14 protein-coding genes are annotated in these 16,683 nt (G+C 41.3%); 8 read left to right on the plus strand and 6 right to left on the minus strand.

Features of this window, described 5'->3' with window-relative positions; all coding sequences use genetic code 11:
- Positions 1–41: 41 nt before the first annotated feature.
- Entirely contained in the window at positions 42–1,040 is a 999-nt protein-coding gene (locus HMPREF9444_RS01220; RefSeq protein WP_009142489.1) for an ROK family protein, read from the minus strand.
- A 459-nt stretch (positions 1,041–1,499) separates the two neighbouring features.
- On the opposite strand from HMPREF9444_RS01220, the gene HMPREF9444_RS01225 reads away from it, so the two are divergent.
- From HMPREF9444_RS01225 to HMPREF9444_RS01250, 6 genes are all read left to right on the plus strand, one after another.
- A complete protein-coding gene (locus HMPREF9444_RS01225; RefSeq protein WP_009142491.1) occupies positions 1,500–2,078 on the plus strand; it encodes a 2-oxoacid:acceptor oxidoreductase family protein in 579 nt (192 codons plus the stop codon).
- Positions 2,071–3,324 (plus strand): transketolase C-terminal domain-containing protein, encoded by a 1,254-nt coding sequence (locus HMPREF9444_RS01230; protein WP_009142492.1) that lies wholly within the window; start codon positions 2,071–2,073, stop codon positions 3,322–3,324. Before HMPREF9444_RS01225 ends, HMPREF9444_RS01230 begins: the two co-directional genes overlap by 8 nt.
- A gap of 10 nt (positions 3,325–3,334) precedes the next feature.
- A complete protein-coding gene (locus tag HMPREF9444_RS01235) occupies positions 3,335–4,399 on the plus strand; it encodes a thiamine pyrophosphate-dependent enzyme (protein ID WP_040909049.1) in 1,065 nt (354 codons plus the stop codon).
- Between the two features lie 17 nt (positions 4,400–4,416).
- Positions 4,417–6,045, plus strand: coding sequence for an NAD(P)-binding protein (locus HMPREF9444_RS01240; RefSeq protein ID WP_009142494.1), 1,629 nt, complete (start codon positions 4,417–4,419; stop codon positions 6,043–6,045).
- 185 nt (positions 6,046–6,230) lie between these two features.
- The gene (locus tag HMPREF9444_RS01245; protein WP_009142495.1) at positions 6,231–6,767 is read left to right on the plus strand and encodes a hypothetical protein; all 537 of its coding nucleotides are present in this window, start codon (positions 6,231–6,233) and stop codon (positions 6,765–6,767) included.
- Between the two features lie 97 nt (positions 6,768–6,864).
- A complete protein-coding gene (locus HMPREF9444_RS01250; protein ID WP_009142496.1) occupies positions 6,865–7,395 on the plus strand; it encodes a hypothetical protein in 531 nt (176 codons plus the stop codon).
- A 53-nt stretch (positions 7,396–7,448) separates the two neighbouring features.
- On the opposite strand, the gene HMPREF9444_RS01255 is transcribed toward HMPREF9444_RS01250, so the two are convergent.
- The 5 genes from HMPREF9444_RS01255 to HMPREF9444_RS01275 all read right to left on the minus strand — a co-directional run bounded on the left by HMPREF9444_RS01255 (position 7,449) and on the right by HMPREF9444_RS01275 (position 12,431).
- Positions 7,449–7,964: a nitroreductase gene (locus HMPREF9444_RS01255; RefSeq protein ID WP_009142497.1), complete on the minus strand. Its 516-nt coding sequence runs from the start codon at positions 7,962–7,964 to the stop codon at positions 7,449–7,451.
- A 78-nt stretch (positions 7,965–8,042) separates the two neighbouring features.
- Positions 8,043–8,447 (minus strand): (deoxy)nucleoside triphosphate pyrophosphohydrolase, encoded by a 405-nt coding sequence (locus HMPREF9444_RS01260; protein ID WP_009142498.1) that lies wholly within the window; start codon positions 8,445–8,447, stop codon positions 8,043–8,045.
- A gap of 9 nt (positions 8,448–8,456) precedes the next feature.
- Complete coding sequence (locus HMPREF9444_RS01265; RefSeq protein WP_009142499.1) at positions 8,457–9,713, minus strand: class-III pyridoxal-phosphate-dependent aminotransferase; 1,257 nt, start codon at positions 9,711–9,713, stop codon at positions 8,457–8,459.
- Between the two features lie 107 nt (positions 9,714–9,820).
- Positions 9,821–11,011 (minus strand): iron-containing alcohol dehydrogenase, encoded by a 1,191-nt coding sequence (locus tag HMPREF9444_RS01270; protein ID WP_009142500.1) that lies wholly within the window; start codon positions 11,009–11,011, stop codon positions 9,821–9,823.
- A 1-nt stretch (position 11,012) separates the two neighbouring features.
- Positions 11,013–12,431, minus strand: coding sequence for a DUF3329 domain-containing protein (locus HMPREF9444_RS01275; RefSeq protein ID WP_040909050.1), 1,419 nt, complete (start codon positions 12,429–12,431; stop codon positions 11,013–11,015).
- A gap of 182 nt (positions 12,432–12,613) precedes the next feature.
- Between HMPREF9444_RS01275 and mfd the strand changes: the two genes are divergently transcribed.
- Together mfd and HMPREF9444_RS01285 are read left to right on the plus strand one after the other, a co-directional pair.
- Positions 12,614–16,108: a transcription-repair coupling factor gene (gene mfd / locus HMPREF9444_RS01280; protein ID WP_009142502.1), complete on the plus strand. Its 3,495-nt coding sequence runs from the start codon at positions 12,614–12,616 to the stop codon at positions 16,106–16,108.
- Positions 16,109–16,172: 64 nt separating this feature from the next.
- On the plus strand, positions 16,173–16,646 hold the full coding sequence (locus HMPREF9444_RS01285) for an adenylate kinase (RefSeq protein ID WP_222859198.1): 474 nt from the start codon (positions 16,173–16,175) through the stop codon (positions 16,644–16,646).
- Positions 16,647–16,683 lie beyond the last annotated feature (37 nt).

A 16,683-nucleotide genomic window follows, 5' to 3' on the forward strand; every position in this document is an offset into this window, starting at 1 on the left:
GGGGTTTTAGCCGCTGATCTTTTTTGATAAATACAACCAAACTAAAAAGTCTGAATTTTTTCAAGGCTTATGGTAAGCATTCCTGAAACAATATCTTCTCTAATATGATCATTAATCTCAAGACGCGGCAATAATGCAATTTCTGCCTCCGTAGAAAGTTGTTTCTTCACGCGATCAAGAAAACCTGATTTTAAGTTTTCCGAATAAACGACTACTAAAGACGGATTTAGAACACACATAACAGCCCGCAGCGTTCTAATGGCTAAATCATCCGCAGCAAGCGGTTCAAGCGGCAGTACTCCAACATCATTAAACATCGGAAAAAATCTTACTTCCCCTGCCATTCCATCTCTTCCCCTTAAAACATTACCTTGATAACAAAAACCGCATACAGGTGCACGTCCCGGTACCAAAAGTAACCCTGCTACATAATTATGTTTTCTATGTCTATTAAAACATCCCAAAGTTGCAGCATTAATATCAGTCTCAAAAAAAACCGGCACATTAAAATGTAACTCAAGATGCTTTGCCAGTCGTTTTGCTTGCGGGTCATGCCGAACCGCAGAAGCAAGACGGCCCCCTACCGTATCAGTAGGCATAGAAATTCCGATAATAGAGATCTTAGAATAGCGATCAAGGCAGCGTTCAATACCTATTCTGAATTCATCTGTATGAACTTTAGACAGCAGTTCCTCTCTTCTTTCTATACACTCTCCAAATAAATCATGAACTGAATAACCGGCATAATCATGCCCTGCTCTTTTATAGCAGGAAACGATTAAAATTAATCTATATGATGCATTAAAACGATAAGTTGCAGCAGGTCTTCCGTTACCTATAGATACACTTTCACCTTCAAGAACTTCTCCTGTTTCTATAAGATACTGCAATAACTTCGTCAACGTAACAACGCTAAGACCGGTTAATGTCTTTAAACGAGAAATGGTAGCCACCTGCTCGCTGTGAAGGGCTCTTCTTACATTTAAGATATTTTGCTCTCGGATTTGTTGACTGGTAACAGGTTGAGTCTGTGTCTGCATAGTTTTTAAAGTTACTTAATAAACCCCCTTTAATAATATCCTATTTTTTTGTACTTTTAAATTAATTTTAAACATAATTAATATTATTACCTATAGGTAATTATTTTTTTATTTGATGTATAGATATTTTTATCACTTCAATATTTTTACATATATTTTTTATATGTAAATTTTTAATTTAGTGACTAAAGAAACACCGCATATTTTTTTAAATTTTTGTGACATGCGACAAAAAATATAAACATGTCCCAAGTCGCATAAATAAGGGATTTGAATGGACATCAATATAGATTTTTATAAAATTATTATGTTTAGTTTCTACTGCTTGGCGGTAAAAACTAAATTATTGAGGCGCAATATCAAAAGTATTTAAAATGCGCCGAACTGATTGCTTTATCGATAAATGATAAAAGCAATTAAATTGCACATGCCAACTGCAAACAATAAAAGGAGCCTATTTTGCTTCAGATTCGTTTACACGGCCGTGGCGGCCAGGGCGTTGTGACAGCTGCTGAAATGCTGTCTCTTTCCGCCTTCTTAGAGGGACACTACGCACAAGCTTTCCCAAGCTTCGGTAGTGAGCGTACCGGTGCTCCGGTTGTTGCCTATGCTCGTATCGACGATAAAGAAATTCGCACCCACGAGCCTATTTTAAAACCTAACGCAGTCGTCGTTCAGGATCGTACCTTATTAGGTGCCGTTGACGTTTTCTCCGGAATTGATCCTAACGGATATGCCATCATTAACTCTGCAGATCCTGCCGAAGTCATCGTTCCTGAATTGGTTAAAGCCCTGCCTGCAGGACATGTTCTAACCGTTCCTGCAACTGACTTTGCCATGCAAAAAATTGGTCGTCCGCTTCCAGGCGCCCCGATGCTCGCAGCTTTAGCAGCAGCTACCGGTGTATTCAAGCTTGAAAGCGTCCAGAAGTCTTTCCAGACCAGATATCCGGGCAAGGTCGGCGATGCCAATGCTGAAACAGCAGCTTTAGCTTACAACTATATTATTAACTTAAAGAATGGAGGCGCCAATGCTTAAGCAGATTGAAGGCTCTCTTGGTATTGCCGAGGCTGTAGCCCTTTGCCGTCCCGGTGCTGTTTGCGCTTACCCTATTTCTCCGCAAACTCACATTGTAGAAAACGTTGGTAAGCTCGTAAAGCAGGGTACTTTAAAGGACTGCGAATTCATTAACGTAGAATCAGAATTTGCTGCTATTTCAGTATCAATCGGTGCTTCTGCCGGCGGCGTAAGAACCTACACTGCCACCGCTTCCCAAGGTTTGCTCTATATGACTGAAGGCGTTTACAACGCTTCAGGCTTGGGCTTGCCTATCGTTATGACCGTTGCATCACGTGCCATCGGCGCTCCTATTAACATTTGGAACGATCACTCCGACTCTCTGTCTCAGCGTGATTCCGGATGGCTTCAGTTGTTCTGCGAATCAAACCAGGATGCTCTTGATACCCATATCATGGCATTCAAGATTGCAGAAACAGTTGGCTTACCTGTTATGGTCTGCATGGACGGCTTCGTTCTTACTCATGCTTTTGAACGTTTGGACGTTCCTTCTCAGGAAATGATTGATTCCTTCCTTCCTCCTTATGAGCCCAAGGAATATCTCGATCCTAAAGAACCTATATCCATGGGTGCCATGGTCGGTCCTGAGGCTTTTACAGAAGTTCGTCTCCTCCAGCAGCGCAAGATGGTAAAAGCACTTCAAGTAATTGAAGATGTTACCAAAGAATATCGTGCTTTAACCGGACGCAACTCAGGCGGTCTGCTTGACTGCTACAACTGCGAAAATGCTGATCTTAAGCTTGTAATCTTAGGTTCTTCCGTCGGTACTGCAAAAGATGCTGTTGATGAACTTAAGAAGAAAGGCATTAATGTCGGTATTATCTCCTTGAAATCTTATCGTCCGTTCCCGTACGAAGCCATGCGTGCCGCTATCGGCGACACCAAGAAAGTCGTTTGCTTGGAGAGAGCTTTCTCATTCGGCGCGCGCGGCATTATTTGCCCTGAAGTCAAACGTGCTGTTGAAGGTACTGACACCAAAGTCTACACTGCTATCGCCGGTTTAGGCGGCCGCGCTATTTTGGGCAGCACCATCGACAATATCGTTGATTACGCTTTAAACGATAAGTTTACTGAAGAAGTTACCTGGGTAGATGTTGATCACAAAGTTCTCAATAACTACTTACAGAGTGCTGAAGGCGTTACTTTCCCGGAAGGCCCGATTGCGGACAGTGCCTTGAAAGATTCGCTCCGTAACGTTCGTGCCTAAGGAGTAAGCAATGTTAGATTCAATTAAATTCTATCAAACCGGTTCCAACACTATCGGCAATCGTCTGCTCAACCCGTCAATGCGCGCTGAACAGGCTGCAGTTGATCGTCCTAATACTTTAATTTCAGGTCACCGTGCTTGCCAAGGCTGCGGCGAAGCTTTAGGCGCCCGCTATGCAATTGACGCTGCCATGCGTGCTACCGGAGGCCAGTTAATTGTTGCCAACGCCACCGGCTGTCTTGAAGTTTTCTCCACTCCGTATCCGGAATCAGCATGGAGACTTCCTTGGATCCATTCATTATTCGGAAACCCGGCTGCCGTCGCAAGCGGTATCGCAGCAGCTGCCAAAGTACGTGCGGCAAAGCACGGAAACGGTGTTGTTCCACGCGTTATAGCTCAAGGCGGTGACGGCGGTACTACCGATATCGGTTTTGCTACCTTATCCGGTATGTTTGAACGTAACGATGATGTTTTATACATCTGCTACGATAACCAGGCATACATGAATACCGGTGTACAGCGTTCTTCCGCCACTCCTCCTGCAGCCCGTACCGCCACCACTCAGTTAGTAGGTGAACATCCCGGTGCAGACTTCGGAAAAGGCAAGAACGTTCCTCTTATCGCTATGGCCCACGGTATTCCCTACGTTGCAACCGCTTGCGTATCCGATCTTAAAGATCTTGAATACAAAGTTGCAAAAGCCATGTCATTCCACGGTGCCCGCTACATCCAGATTTTGGTTCCGTGCCCACTTGGCTGGGGATGTGCATCTTCTTCAACTGTTACCGTTGCCCGCTTGGCTTGTGAAACCGGCTTCTATCCGATTTTTGAAGCAGAGTACGGAAAAATAACTTCTGTACGCAAGATCCGTCAGAAGCAGCCTGTCATCAACTTCTTGAAGCTCCAGCGCCGTTATGCACACCTGACCGGCAAAAAAGGCGATCCTAAGGTTCTTGCCGAACTTCAGGCTATGTGCGACGAAAACATCAGACAGTACGGACTTATCGGTGATTCAGTTCCTGAGACTGTTCCTACTGCTATTAACGCCTTTGAGCGTAAAGAGAACATGATCTAAGAGGAGCAAGAAGTATTATGATGACTAAACCTTTTGCAACAACCCTTGATCCGGCCACCTCTTTGGAGAATCATACCGGCTCATGGAGAACCTTGCGCCCTGTTAACGTGTTCAAACTCCCTCCTTGCAACAAACAGTGCCCTGCTGGCGAAAACATTCAGCAGTGGCTTTATTACGCTGCCGAAGGCGATTATGAGCACGCATGGCGTATTCTTACCGAAGACAACCCTATGCCGGCTTGTATGGGTCGTGTCTGCTATCACACCTGCGAAGGCAAGTGCAACCGCGGTTTCTTGGATGAATCCGTAGGTATTAACTCAGTAGAGCGCTTCTTGGGCGACTATGCTATCGAGCATAAGCTTTCCTTTAAAAAGCCTGTACGCGAAACCGGTAAAAAAGTTTTGATTATCGGTGCTGGTCCTGCCGGTTTATCAGCTGCTTATCACCTTCGCCGTTTCGGTCACAACGTACATATCGTTGAAATGGCCAAACAGCCGGGCGGTATGATGCGCTACGGAATCCCTGTTTATCGTCTGCCGCGCAATATCCTTGATGCCGAAATCGCTCGCATCACTGATATGGGTGTTACCATTGAGTGCGGACGCCGCGTTGAAGACATCGTTGCTGAGAAATTAAACGGTAAATATGATGCCGTAATCTTAGGCTTAGGTGCTTCTCTGTCGTCTAATGTCAATATTCCGTCAGGCGATACCACTCACATTTTAAGTGCTCTTGAAGTCTTGGGCGATATCGCATCTAATACCGACGTTGAAATCGGTCGCCGCGTTGCAGTTTACGGCGGCGGCAATACCGCTGTTGACGTTGCTCGTTCATTACGCCGTATGGGTGCAGACCCTATCATCGTTTATCGTCGTAACCGCGATAAGATGCCGGCAAATGAAGAAGAAATGGATGATGCTATCAAAGAAGGCATTCAGGTTAAGTGGTTATCCACCATCGCTCAGGCCGAAGGTGAAAAACTCAAGATCGAAAAAATGGTTCTTGATGATAACGGTAAACCTCAGCCTACCGGTGAGTTTGATGAACTCTCTGCTGACTCCGTAGTCTTGGCTATCGGTCAGAACGTTGACTTATCTGTTGTTAAGAAAGTCGAAGGCCTGCAGCTTGAAAAAGATGCCGTAACCGTCGATAAAGACAACATGATGACTTCAGTTGACGGTATATTTGCCGCCGGTGATATGGTTCCCGGCGATCGTACCGTAACTGCCGCTATCGGCATGGGCAAGCACGCTGCTCGCGGCGTCAATGCCTATTTGAAGGGCACCAAGTACACCCGTGCTCAAAAACATGAAGACGCACGTTTTGAAGATATGCATCCTTGGTATTATACCGATGCTCCTAAGACCGTACGTCCGCAGATTGAGCTCGCACGTCGTACCAACACCTTCGATGAAGTTCAGCACGGTTTAACCGAAGAGAACGCAATTTTCGAAGCTCGTCGCTGCTTATCCTGCGGTAACTGCATGGAATGCGATAACTGCTACGGTGTTTGCCCTGACAGTGCTGTTGTTAAGCTCGGTCCCGGTAAAGGATACGAGTTCAACTACGATTATTGCAAAGGCTGCGGTGTCTGCGCCCAGGAATGCCCTTGCGGTCACATTAAGATGGTTCCTGAAAAGATCTAGTCTTTTATATTATCATCTAATAATCGGGAGGCTTAGGCCTCCCTTTATTTTGCCTGTCACAAATTTAAAGCATTGTAAAATTCAAAAATTTAATCTTCTTAACGGTGTTATTTACAAAGCTGCACTAAAATAAATCCATAAAGATATGAATATATGTAAAGTAATTAGCGACAAAGGAGTCACATATGAAAAGCGCACGATGGATCTTAAATATCACTGCTGCCATTGCGCTCACAACCGGATGCACCTCATATATTGCATCAGAGACACCAACACAAACGGACTCTGACAAGGTTCAGCCCTTTTCGGAATTTTCCACTGATTACTTTACTTTAAGCGTTCCTTCAGATTGGCAAGTTATTCGTGCTCAAGGTCCAGCTGCGCCTGCTTTCATATCTTTGATAAACACAAACGCCAACGCCGCATTTAATTTGCGTATAACGCGTTCCACTCTTTCTATTGACGATTTATGCCAATTAGCGGCAAAAGGCATTGTTGCAAACCGCGGAGATATTTACGACGGGCCTTCTGTAGACTACGGAACATGCAAAATAAAAGCGCACAGTCCCGGAGGGTTGGATTTCAAAATCAGAATGCGGGCTTATGATGACGGAGATGTTGCTGTAATTAATTACCTTGGAGATGAAAAAGTAATAAACAAACTGCTTTTAAATCTTGAAGGAAACGAAAAAATTATGAGTTTAATTGCTGAGCCTCTTTAATTTTAAGCTCTTTTGATTACTATTTTTAATTAAAAACGTTTTAGTGTTTTTGATATACTTTCTTGAACCTTACATTTTGATCTGCAAACAGTTAAAAATGAAATATCTTCTATTGCCCTTAATTTTTGCTGTAGGGCTCAGCGCTTGTAATTCTTCACATAATGAACCGAATACCTCCCCGTCTGATGTACCTCCTTCTCAAATAAAACAGTCAACAACTGTCGCAAACGACTTTTTCAGTATCGACGTTCCTGACGATTGGGAAATTTTCAGTAAGGAAGGACCGTCAATGCCGGCCCATATAAGTGTTAGCAAAAATGACGGTTCAGCTCTTGTAACCATAAGCGTTGCCAGAAGTTCGCGAACTATAGAAGAAACCTGCAAACTTGTCGCCAATAATCTGGTGGATGATCAGAAGGATATTACCGTTCCTGCAAAAGTAGAGTTCGGTACTTGCAAAGTACAAGCAAATGTTGATGGAAAACCCGTAGGCATGTGGATGCGATCATATCCTGACAGATCGCTTTATTCCATTTATTATGAAGGAGAGCCTTCAATCGTAAATGAAATTCTTATGAGTCTCAAAGGAAATGAACAAATAATGATGCTGCTGGTACAACCTCTTTAACCACACCTAAAAAGTCTGCAGCAACAGCACCGACTATTGCTGCAAATTAAAAATCATATCTTGTAAATATAATTTTCTTTACGCGGTGCGGGTGCAGGATCTTCATCTGCATAACCTAAAATGCAATGTCCGATTCCTACATATTTCCCTTCTATACCTAACGAACTAAGCAATTCTTGCCCAAAAGGTGTCTCAAACTCCTGTTTGGCACGATGAACCCAACAACTGCCAAAGCCTTCGGCGTGCGCTGCATTTAATAAATTACCCAAAACCAAAGCACCGTCTTCCACATATGTAGGAATAGAACTATCTGCCAATACAACAATAACTACCGGCGCACCGTAAAAAGGATCTTTATCTTTTCCTGCAACTTTCGCATTAATTTTTGCAAGTTTATCTCTTACACTTCTATCCGTAATTGCAATAATAATCGCTGATTGCTTCCCCATACCGCTTGGAGCATATGTACCAGCTTTTAAAATGCGATCCAAAACATCTTGAGGAACCATATCAGACTTATATTTACGTACGGCCCGACGAGTCAAAAGATTGTTTAAAGACTCTTTCATATCAGTCTCCTGACTTTATTTAACTAAAATCTGTTCTGCTAATGTAACCTGATTTAAACGTTTACAACGTATCAAAGGTCACAAAAGATATTTTTCCTTTATTAAAGGCAAAAAATCTCTATCTGCAGGGACCCACTTAAAGTCAAAAATATTTTGAGCATTAACCCATTGTAAAGCGCTATGCTCAATAAGAGACGGATAATTGTCCTTTATCAATTCACACTCAAAAACATCCATCTGTAATATAAAATCAGGATAATCAAAAGTACAAACCGTTATCTTATCGTTAACTTTTATATTACAGTTAAGTTCTTCTCTAATTTCGCGAATACATGTATCCTTAGGATCTTCGTTCGGCTCTACTTTTCCTCCAGGCAACTCCCAAAATCCGCCTAATTTTTTATTTACAGGACGCAACGCAGCTAAAAAAGATTTATTTTTTACAATTAAAGCTGCACTTACCCTAACCAGTTTTTTATCCATATTTTTCCTTTAAATTCTATGCTCAGAATAATCAGCAACAGCCCTATCCAAAATAGCCATACCTTCTTTTAAAAGCTTTTCATCAAGATTTAGCATAGGCTCTATTCTTATCCAATTAGATCCGATACGCATAGTATAAAGGCCTAAATCAAAAGCTCTTTTAATTATTTTTTTACAAGCTTCATTATCATCTTCAGAAGAACTTATGCTTTTAACCCATAGACCGTATGCAAGCCCGATCCCCGTATATTTTTCTATGACTGAAGGATATTTAAGCTGTAAAGAATTAAGCTCATTTTGCAATATTTCTATATTTTTATGCAGGTTATCCTGAAAATCCTTTGATTCAATTAAATTAAAATTATAAAGGCCGCGCGCGCATGCCTCAGAATTTCCCGCCATGGAAAAAGCATGTTCACAAGGACCTAACGCCTGCATAAAATCTTTTCTACCGAGAATTGCTCCAAGCGGAATACCTCCTCCTATATGTTTACCCATAGTCACAGCATCCGGAAAAACATCAGGATAATTTTCAATTGAGAAAAAAGGACCGGTTCTATAAAAAGCCATTTGAACTTCATCGGCAATAAAAGCACAATGATGCTTTCTGCTTAAAGAATAGATCTCATGCATGAGTCTTTGATGCATGGGAAGCATTCCCATATCACCTTGAATCGGCTCAACGATGAAACCTGCGATAGTATTGCAGTCAAGAGCCTTGATTTTTTCAATAACAGCATCAATCTGTCCGTCATCTGCATACTCATCACAAAAAGGTACCGAATAAATCTCACCTACCATCGGCGCAAATTTATTTGAAAGTCTGCCCGGCAGTGTTGTTAACGAAGCGGCACCGAATGTCGTACCGTGATAATCGCCTTCAAAAGTAACAATCTTTTGCCGCCCCGTATACGCTCTTGAAAACTTAATTGCTGCATCATTAGTATCAGATCCGCATACACTAAAAGCAATCTGAGAAAGAAAACCTCCCGGAAATTTTTTAGTAAGTTTTTTTGCGTACTCAATTTGATTGACACCGCTTGCGTAAGGGAAAGGAAAAGATCCGAACTCATTATCGTTTTTTATGCCGTATCCTAAACTCATGGTGCAGGCGCCGGAGGTAAAATCAAGATAGCGCTTATTTTCAGCACTTATCAAATATGGCCCCTCGGCATTTTTAACCACCAACGGAAGTTCAGCTATATGCTGAACCGGAGCAATTAATTCCCTATCCGCAGCAAGATATTTTTCTACAATTTTATTCATATATAACAACAAATTATATATTTATCATATTCTATAAACCAAACAGAAAAAGCTGTAAAAAACCTGATTTTCTACAGCTGAAAATTTCATTCGTGCCTACCAAATCCCTAACAGTGATAAGTTGCTGCAATCTTATAAATCTGCTCACAATCGGCACGATTTAGTACCATAAAATGACCTTCAGTATGATCATCGATACCTAAGAAATTAAGCATCCTGGGAATATCTTCAGCTTTAGCACCGATATCTGCAAAAGATAAAGGCATGCCTATTGATTTAAAGAAAGAACGTAATGCATTTATACCCTGTTTTGCAGTACGAGACGGATCTTCAAAATCCATCGTAACCCCGAAAACACGATTAGCAAATTGAGCAAAGCGCATAACATTGTGGGAAAATGTATATTCCATCCACGCAGGGAACATCACGGCAAGTCCGGCACCGTGAGCCACATCATAAAGAGCTGACAACTGATGCTCTAAATGATGAGTTGCCCAATCCTGTTCGCGTCCGACGCCGCACATATTATTATGCGCCAATGTTCCTGCCCACATTAAATTTGCGCGGGCTTCATAATTTGTAGGATCAGCAAGGACTCGAGGAACGGTTTCAATAATTGAAAGCAAAACGGCTTCACATAAACGGTCGGTGATTGAAACGTCTTTAGTATTGGTAAAATAACGTTCCATGACATGTGCCATCATATCAACCGCGCCGCATGCTGTCTGATAATTAGATAGAGTTACGGTAAGTTCAGGATCCATAACGGCAAACAAAGGTACGTTAAACTGAGTGCTAAGTCCTTGTTTTATGATTTTTCCGTTAATTTCCTTTTGAATCACCGCACTATTTGAGCCTTCGGATCCGGCGGCCGGAATAGTAAGCACCACTCCTGTCTGCAGGGCTTTAGTTACAGTTTTTCCGCCGATGAAGAAATCATCAAAAAAATCACCGTCATTGACAATACCTATAGCTGCAGCTTTAGCCGTATCAATAACGCTGCCGCCTCCTACAGCTAAAATAAAATCTACGTCTTTCTCCCGACCTAAGGTGATTGCTTTATAAACCAAATCAGCACGCGGATTAGGCTTGACTCCGCCTATTTCTACATAAAAGATACCTAAATCATTTAATGACTTTTCAACACGAGCAAGGAGCCCCGATTTGACGCAAGAGCCGCCGCCTAAAACAATCAGCACACGTGATTTTCCTGACTCTTTAATATAAGAACCGACATTTTCTTCAATCTTGCGGCCAAAATAATATTTTGTAGGGCGATAAAATTCAAAATTATCCATGCTATTTCTTTACCTCAGTACTACAAGTCTGTCCGATTTTGGCAAATAATAAAAACTCATTTGGCAAAGATGATTTTTCAAAATCGCAGGAGCGAACTATTGACTTAACGTTATAGTATCTTTTTAGAATGAGATTAGTCCAATACTTTTCACTATGCTGCACATCTGCAAGGTAAATATATTTATTGGATTGAATGCTTAAAGGAGATACGACAAGCTTATCCTTTTTTGCCTCAAGCTGAGCTTTTATTTCTTCCTGTCTGTACAAATTATCGTTATAAGCCTGCGTATAACCTACAGCCGTGCTTGTTCCGGTTGCAAAAATAAAGAGACAGGCTGCAGCCATTAATACCTTTCTTATAGCACCCGGCAATATGGTTTCAGCTCTATCATATAAAATAACGGCAAGACCGAGGACTCCCGGAATTGAGAACATGGTAAAAGGAGCTGCGGATCTGGTCGGAAAGTTTGGTGAAGCAATCATTACCGCAAGTGAAATAAAGCCTATTAAGATGAGCCACAAAGAAGCATAATACTGATAAGGAGATGCAAGATACAGACATTGAGATCTTATCTTTATCATTATCAGAATAAAAGCAATAACTAACAAAGCTTGACTTGCAAAAGAGATAAAGAAAATCTCAAGTGAAACCCAAAGATGTGCTTCATAATCAAATCCGCCTGACTCCATAAAATCTAGACGCGCCTCATTTCCCGGAGCCAACATCAAAATTAAAAATCCAAGGCACAGACCAATGAAACCTGAAAGTTCCCACAGAGCCAGCTTTTTCTCATGATAATGATAGGCACAAATTAAGAATGTACCGGCACAAGCTGCCGCACTGTTATTTTCATTAGTCCATCCGGCAATAATGCCGAAAATAAACATACCGATAACAGATAACACTCCTGAATCAATTTTTTCTTTACAAAAAGATAAACGGTACGGCAGTAAAAAATACAGAATGATAACAACGGTAACCAAATAATTACAGCTGCTCACTATATTAAAAACAACCTCACCGAAATTACGCATGCAAATCCACAAAAAAGCAGTAATAAAGAATAAAGGAAAGAGCCTTAAATTTTTTAAAGTTGGTTTAAGCCCGTAAGCATGATAATAAATCCCCAAAATAAGGGCTAAATAACACAAGGCGGTAAATACAGCGTTATACGGCTTTCCTATATACAATAAAAACTGCGCAAATAAATGAGCAACGGTTCTTCCGCCCCAATCAAAATAATGCCTATACTGGGAAATAAAAATATCCGATACCGAGCCTACGATATCATTGGTGCCTTCGACCAGCATATAGCGATAATCGTTAGCAAAATAAGGAGCCAAATAAGCGCAAACACCAATAAAAAAGGTCCAAAAAATCAAATAAAAATAGGAATAAAAAGCGTCGGAACGTCGCATTTTTTTACTCTCCAAAAGAGATTTAAATTTTTAACGGTCAATATTTTAAACCTTAGTTTTAACGGTTAATTCTTTTTATTGTTTTAAATTAACTAAAGGCACAATAATCTAATTTATTTCACAAGCCCGCTCAATGCTAAAATAGCATTCAATTTAACAATCAAAAGTGTAAATAATAAACCATGCAAGTCTCATCTCTTATTCAATGCTCTTTCGGATCATCGCGTAATAAAAAGACATTAGGAAATCTGCAGGGACCTGCACTTGCAGCAGGCATTTGTGCGCTTAAAGATAAAATAAATACTTCCTTGCTTGTCATCTGCGATAATCCTTTTTCGGTTACCAAAATCCAGCAGGATCTGCATGCGTTGGCGCCTAAACTTCAAATACACGTTTTTCCGGACTATGAAACATTACCCTATGACGCCCTATCCCCGCACCAGGATATAATCTCAGCAAGACTTGAGCTTTTATCCGAACTTCCGTCGATTAAAAACAGCGTAATTATTTTGTCGTTAAACGCACTAATGGGTAGGCTTTGTCCCACAGATTACGTTGCAAAATACTCTTTTGTCTTAAAAAAAGGTGAAATAAAAGATATTAATGCGCTTCGTCAATCTTTGGTCAATAACGGTTATCTGCAGGTTGCTCAAGTTTTAGAACACGGCGAATTTGCCGTCCGCGGCTCAATTCTGGATATTTTTCCGATGGGCAGCGACGAACCTTTCCGTATTGACTTTTTTGACGATGAGGTTGACTCCATCAGAACCTTTGACGTTGAAACCCAGCGTTCTTTAAATGAGATAAAAGAAATAAAACTGCTTCCGGCTCATGAGTTTCCATTAGATAAAGAAGGGATCTCTGCCTTTAGAAGCAATTATCGCAATGCTTTTCCTTCGGTAAATTTAAATGCCCACACTATTTATCAGGCAATTTCCAAAGGAGCCATTCCTGCCGGCATTGAATATTATCTGCCGTTGTTTTTCGGAAAAAGTTCTACCTTCTTTGACTATATAAACAAAGATTATTCATTGGTACTGGTTGGTGATATCCAAAAAGCCGCAGAAGATTTTGATGTCGAAACGCATAAACGGGCATCACTTAACGCCGGAAATTCCGACCATCCGTCACTTCCGGCCTACACCTTATTTTTAAGTCCTAACGAACTTTTCAGCAATATTCAAAATTATCCCTACATTTCTTTATACGAACATAAGCTTAATGCAGAAGAAGTTGCCAAGCGCGGAGTAAATAATGCTGATTTAAGTCCGATACCCACGATTGCATTTTCCCATCAGGACAAAAACAGTTCGGATAAATTCGTAGCTTTCACCTCAAATTTCATCGATAACGGCGGACGCGTTGTTATTACCGCAGTTTCAGAAGGCCGCAGACACTCTTTAAGAGAAATTTTTCCGCAGACATTAGTTAATAACTACGGATTAAAAGCCGCATCAAGCATCAGCGATTTTTTAAATGCCGATGATAAATTAATGCTGAGTCTGGCTCCGTTTGACAGCGGCGTAATTTTCAACGAAACAAAATTAGCTTTTATCACCGAAACAGAGCTCTACGGTGCACAAGCAGTAAAACAAAGAGTACGCAATAAAAAATCCAGCCTCTCTCAAGAGGCCGCCATCAAAAACCTGGCACAGCTTACCGAAGGACAAATCGTAGTACATATTGACCACGGCATAGGACGCTATCGCGGACTTAAAACCCTCACCATGGGTGATATAAAAGGTGAATTTTTAACTATTGAATACCAAGGCGGAGATATTCTTAATATCCCTATTACCGCCTTAAATAAAGTAGCTCGCTACAGCGGCTCGGAAAATCCCCAGCTTTCAAGACTGGGAAACGACACATGGAGCAAGAAAAAGCAAAAGGCTGCCCAAAAAGTACGTGATGTTGCTGCCGAACTTCTGGATTTATATGCCCGCCGCGAATCAAGACCGGGGCATGCTTTTACCATTGATGAAAGAGCTCTTGAACAATTTGCATCTGGCTTTGGTTATGAAGAAACCCCTGACCAGTTAGCGGCAATTAATGCAACGCTAAATGATATGCAGCAGGGTAAACCTATGGATCGGCTCGTATGCGGAGATGTAGGCTTCGGTAAAACCGAAGTGGCACTTCGTGCCGCATTCGTTGCAGCCAACTCCGGCATGCAGGTAGCATTACTGGTACCTACCACTATTCTTGCCGAACAGCACTATCAAAACTTTAAAGAGCGCTTTGCCGGAACAGCAATTGTCGTTGAAGAATTAAGCCGCTTTAAAAGTATTAAAGAGCAAAATGAAATTTTAAAGAAAGTCGCCTCAGGCGGAATCGACATTGTTATCGGCACGCATAAGCTTTTATCAAAAACGGTAAAATTCAAAAATCTGGGATTGGTTATTGTCGACGAAGAACATCGTTTCGGCGTCAAACAAAAAGAAAAGCTTAAAGAGCTGAGGGCTGAGGTTGATTTGCTTACATTGACGGCAACGCCTATTCCCCGTACTTTAAACATGGCTATGGAGGGAATGCGTGAACTGTCGATTATTGCAACCCCGCCGGAGCATCGACTTGCAGTCAAGACTTTCGTTTCAGAAAACTCCGACCAACTCTGCCGAGAGGCAATAATGCGCGAACTGCGCCGCGGCGGTCAGGTTTATTATCTGCACAATGATGTCGCTACCATAAATCAAAAAGCAGAATCCCTGCAAAAGCTTGTACCCGAAGCTAAAATCGGCATCGGACACGGACAAATGGCAGAAAGAGAACTGCAAAAAGTCATGCGTGATTTTTACCATCAGCGCTTTAATCTGCTTTTATGTTCCACAATCATCGAAAACGGACTTGATGTTTCAAGTGCCAATACTATCATCATAGACAGAGCTGATTTGTTAGGTCTTGCCCAGTTGCATCAAATCCGCGGGCGTGTCGGAAGATCACATCATCAGGCATACGCTTATCTATTTACTCCGCCCAAAAACCTCATCACCAAAGATGCCAAACGCCGTCTTGATGCTATTGCATCCATGGAAGAGCTTGGTGCCGGTTTTGTGCTGGCAACGCATGATCTGGAGATTCGCGGAGCAGGTGAGCTTTTAGGCGAAGAACAATCCGGACAAATCGAGTCGGTCGGATTCTCCTTATATATGGAAATGCTTGAGGCTGCGGTAAAAGCATTAAAAAGCGGTCGTGAACCGTCACTTGCCGAACTTACTCTAAATGAATGTGACATTAATCTGCATATACCGGCTCTTCTGCCTGATGATTATATAGGAGACATCAATACCAGACTGTCATTTTACAAACGGCTGTCTTCATGTATCACCCCTGATGAATTTGAAGATCTAAAAGTAGAACTTATCGATCGATACGGCTTTTTACCTGAAAGTGCAGAAAACCTGTTTGCCATTTCCAAATTGAAAAAAACGGCTGGCGACATCGGCATCATTAAAATTCTGGGCGACGGCAGCGGCGGAGTAATTGAATTTAATAAAGATCATAAAGTAAACACCGATTATTTAATTTCTTTAATTACTACCTGCAAACATAATGAATATCGCATGAGCGGCCCCAGCACATTGCGTTATAACCTGCAGGAAACAGATAAAATGCCAAGACTTAAGCTTATGCAGATGCTGATTAATGCTTTGTACGCACACAGCTCACTTAAATCTTAAAATTATGATCATCTTAATTTCAGGGGCAACCCACAGCGGCAAGACTTTTTTAGCATCTAAGCTTATGGAAAAGCTTAGCATGCCCTATTTAAGTCTTGATCATCTAAAAATGGGATTAATAAGAAGCGGACAACTCAAGCTTTTGCCAAAAGATGACGAAAAAATAAAGCATAAAATGTGGCCGATAGTAAGGGAAATGATTAAGACCGTAATAGAAAACCATCAGAATCTTATTATCGAGGGAGACTATATTCCTTTTGAATTTCAAAAAGATTTTTCCGCTGCATATTTAAAAGAAATTCGCTTTTTATGTCTTATTCTTAGTCAAAATTATATTAAGCATAATTTTTCACAAATTAAGAATAATGCTTGTGTAATCGAAAAAAGGCTCTTTCCTAACATAGTGAATACAAAAGAGCTTATCTCAGACAATCAGCATCATTTTGACGAATGCCGCAGATACAATCTTACTTGCGCTGTTATAGAAAAAGATTTTCAAAAAGAGTTGCGCGCAGTTTTGGATCGTTTTCCCTATTAAAAACCCACATTGAGCAGTAATTTTTAGGATTATTTAA

This window comes from Succinatimonas hippei YIT 12066 (genome assembly GCF_000188195.1).
GTDB classification, from domain to species: domain Bacteria; phylum Pseudomonadota; class Gammaproteobacteria; order Enterobacterales; family Succinivibrionaceae; genus Succinatimonas; species Succinatimonas hippei.

Bases quoted from the DNA above. Each gene is read 5' to 3' on its own strand.
- HMPREF9444_RS01220 (WP_009142489.1), bottom strand. From the start codon at position 1,040: ATGCAGACACAGACTCAACCTGTTACCAGTCAACAAATCCGAGAGCAA.
- HMPREF9444_RS01230 (WP_009142492.1), top strand. From the start codon at position 2,071: ATGCTTAAGCAGATTGAAGGCTCTCTTGGTATTGCCGAGGCTGTAGCC.
- HMPREF9444_RS01235 (WP_040909049.1), top strand. From the start codon at position 3,335: ATGTTAGATTCAATTAAATTCTATCAAACCGGTTCCAACACTATCGGC.
- HMPREF9444_RS01240 (WP_009142494.1), top strand. From the start codon at position 4,417: ATGATGACTAAACCTTTTGCAACAACCCTTGATCCGGCCACCTCTTTG.
- HMPREF9444_RS01245 (WP_009142495.1), top strand. From the start codon at position 6,231: ATGAAAAGCGCACGATGGATCTTAAATATCACTGCTGCCATTGCGCTC.
- HMPREF9444_RS01250 (WP_009142496.1), top strand. From the start codon at position 6,865: ATGAAATATCTTCTATTGCCCTTAATTTTTGCTGTAGGGCTCAGCGCT.
- HMPREF9444_RS01255 (WP_009142497.1), bottom strand. From the start codon at position 7,964: ATGAAAGAGTCTTTAAACAATCTTTTGACTCGTCGGGCCGTACGTAAA.
- HMPREF9444_RS01260 (WP_009142498.1), bottom strand. From the start codon at position 8,447: ATGGATAAAAAACTGGTTAGGGTAAGTGCAGCTTTAATTGTAAAAAAT.
- HMPREF9444_RS01265 (WP_009142499.1), bottom strand. From the start codon at position 9,713: ATGAATAAAATTGTAGAAAAATATCTTGCTGCGGATAGGGAATTAATT.
- HMPREF9444_RS01270 (WP_009142500.1), bottom strand. From the start codon at position 11,011: ATGGATAATTTTGAATTTTATCGCCCTACAAAATATTATTTTGGCCGC.
- HMPREF9444_RS01275 (WP_040909050.1), bottom strand. From the start codon at position 12,431: ATGCGACGTTCCGACGCTTTTTATTCCTATTTTTATTTGATTTTTTGG.
- mfd (WP_009142502.1), top strand. From the start codon at position 12,614: ATGCAAGTCTCATCTCTTATTCAATGCTCTTTCGGATCATCGCGTAAT.
- HMPREF9444_RS01285 (WP_222859198.1), top strand. From the start codon at position 16,173: ATGGAAAAGCTTAGCATGCCCTATTTAAGTCTTGATCATCTAAAAATG.